The following is a 2,259-nucleotide window of genomic DNA, read 5'->3' on the forward strand; positions in this document are numbered from 1 at the left end:
GACCGTCGCCGTGTCACCGACGAGGATCGCGCCCCAGCCGTCCGCATCGGGGTCGCGTCGGCGAGGACGTAGGTCGACCGCCCGCGGAACGGTGTCGGGTGGTGCCGTCGGGTGACGATCTCGGCCTGGTCGAAGAAGGCGTCGAAGTCGTCCTGCCCGCCGAAGCGCACGACGCCGGCGGCGTACGCACGGAGGCGCTTCGCGGCCTGCGCGCCGTACGGGACGCCCGCGGGCATGATGCGCCCCGCGACGCGGTCCACACCCGTCCGCAGCGCACGCAGGGCCGGGTTCCGCGGCGGGCGCGGCTCCATCCGGCTGAAGAGCAGGCGCGCCTGCTCGCTCTTCGTGCGCGGGAGGTAGGTGTCGAGGAGCGCCAGGTGCGCGACCTGCTCGCCGTTCTCCACGAGCAGCCGTGCGATCTCGAGCGCGACGAGGCCGCCGAGCGAGTGCCCGACGAGCAGGTACGGGCCGCGCGGCTGCACCACCCGCATGAGCGCGAGGTAGCGCCGGGCGCTCCGCTCGATGCTCCAGTCCGGCACGCCCCGGCGCTCGAGACCGTGCTGCTGGAACGCGTAGACGTCGTGCTCGGTGAGGTGCCGCGAGAGCGGCAGGAAGGTCAGGGCGAGCGCACCGCCGCCCGCGAAGCAGAAGACCGGCGGCCGGCCCGGCGTCCGCGCGGTGGAGACCTTCACGACGTCCGGGTGGCTCGGCAGCGCGCTCGTGCCGGACCGGACACGACGCGCGAACTGGCGCAGGGTGGGGTGCTCGAGGAGTTCGGAGGACCGCAGGTCCACTCCGAGCCGCTCCTGGACGACCGCGAGCATCTCCTCGGCCGACAGGGAGTCGCCGCCGAGCGCGGTGAAGTCCTCGTCGAGCGGCACGCCCGGCAGCCCGAGCACCTCGGCCCAGATCTGCCCGAGGACGAGCTCCCACTGGTCGTACGTCGCCTCGGTCATGTCCGCCTCGACCTCGGGGGCGCCCGGCAGTGCGGACCGGTCGACCTTGCCGCGTTCGTTGCGCGGCAGCTCGGTCATCGGGACGATGGCCGCGGGCACCATGTACTCGGGCAGGCGCTCCCGGAGCGCCTTGCGGAGCGCCGCGGGCGCCGGGGTGCGGTGGCCGGGCCGGGGCACGACGTACGCGACCAGCCGGGTCACCGCCGGGGGCTCCGCGAGCGCCGTGACGACGACGTCCAGGAGGTCGGGCACGGCCCGGAGCGCCGCTTCGACCTCGCTCGGCTCGACCAGGTAGCCGCGCACCTTCACGGCGTCGTCCGCCCGGCCGAGGAGGACCAGTCGCCCGGCCTCGTCGATCTTGGCGAGGTCGCCCTGCCGCCACGTCGGGGTGCCGTCGTCCGTGCGGCCGAGGCGCTGCGCCGTCTGGTCGGGTGCGCCCCAGTAGCCGGTGGTCAGCCCGTCGCCCACGACCACGAGCTCACCGGTCTCGCCGACCTCGGCCAGGCTGCCGTCGGGGCGCTCGATCCGGAGCGACTTGCCGGGGATCGGCCAACCGGCGGGCACGACGCCGTCGGGGACCGCGTCGTCCGGACCCACGGGGCAGAACGCCACGCTCGCCAGTTCGCTGGCACCGAAGCCGTTGACGAGCACCGTGTCCGGCCCGAGGTGGGGTCGAGCCGCGGCGACGTCGGTGCCGGTGCTCGGTTCCCCGACCGTGACGACGATGCGGAGGCCGGTGAGTCCCGCCCGGGGTCCACGGCCGGCGCCGGCGACGCTGCCGACGATCGACCGGAGCATGTGCGGGGTGCAGAGCATCGCGGTGACACCGTGCGCCTCGAGGTCCGCGAGGGTGCCCTCCACGCCGCGGTCCCGCGGTTCCAGGACGACCACCGCGCTGCCGTCCATGAGCGCGGCGAGCGCGTACATGAGCCCGGCCGTGAACGACAGCGGCGCCGCGATGCCGAGCCGGTCGCCGGGCCCGAAGCCCAGCACCACCGCGTCGGCCTCGGCGTCCCGCACCTGCTGCCGGTGCGTCACGACGACGCCCTTCGGCAGGCCGGTCGACCCGGAGGTGAAGACGATGACGAGCGGGTCGCTCCCACCGGGTCGTGGCGCCGGGTCCGGCGCGAACCCGTCGTCGTGTGCCGCAGCAGCCTCGCCCTGCACCGTCGCCTCGTCCAGCACCGCCGCCTCGTCCAGCACCGTCGGCTCGTCCAGCACCGGCGCCTCGGGCTGCACCGCCGCCTCGTCCTGCACCGCGCCGAGCAGGTGCACCCGGCCGTCGACGTCCCCGAGGGCCGCG

At 75.3% G+C, this 2,259-nt stretch carries 1 protein-coding gene; it reads right to left on the reverse strand.

All coding sequences use genetic code 11. The features are described from left to right. On the reverse strand, positions 1-2,259 hold a 2,259-nt coding region (locus tag I59_RS19050), incomplete at both ends, for an alpha/beta fold hydrolase (protein WP_049976518.1).

The sequence above is a fragment of the Curtobacterium sp. B8 genome (assembly GCF_000333315.1).
Lineage (GTDB): Bacteria > Actinomycetota > Actinomycetes > Actinomycetales > Microbacteriaceae > Curtobacterium > Curtobacterium luteum.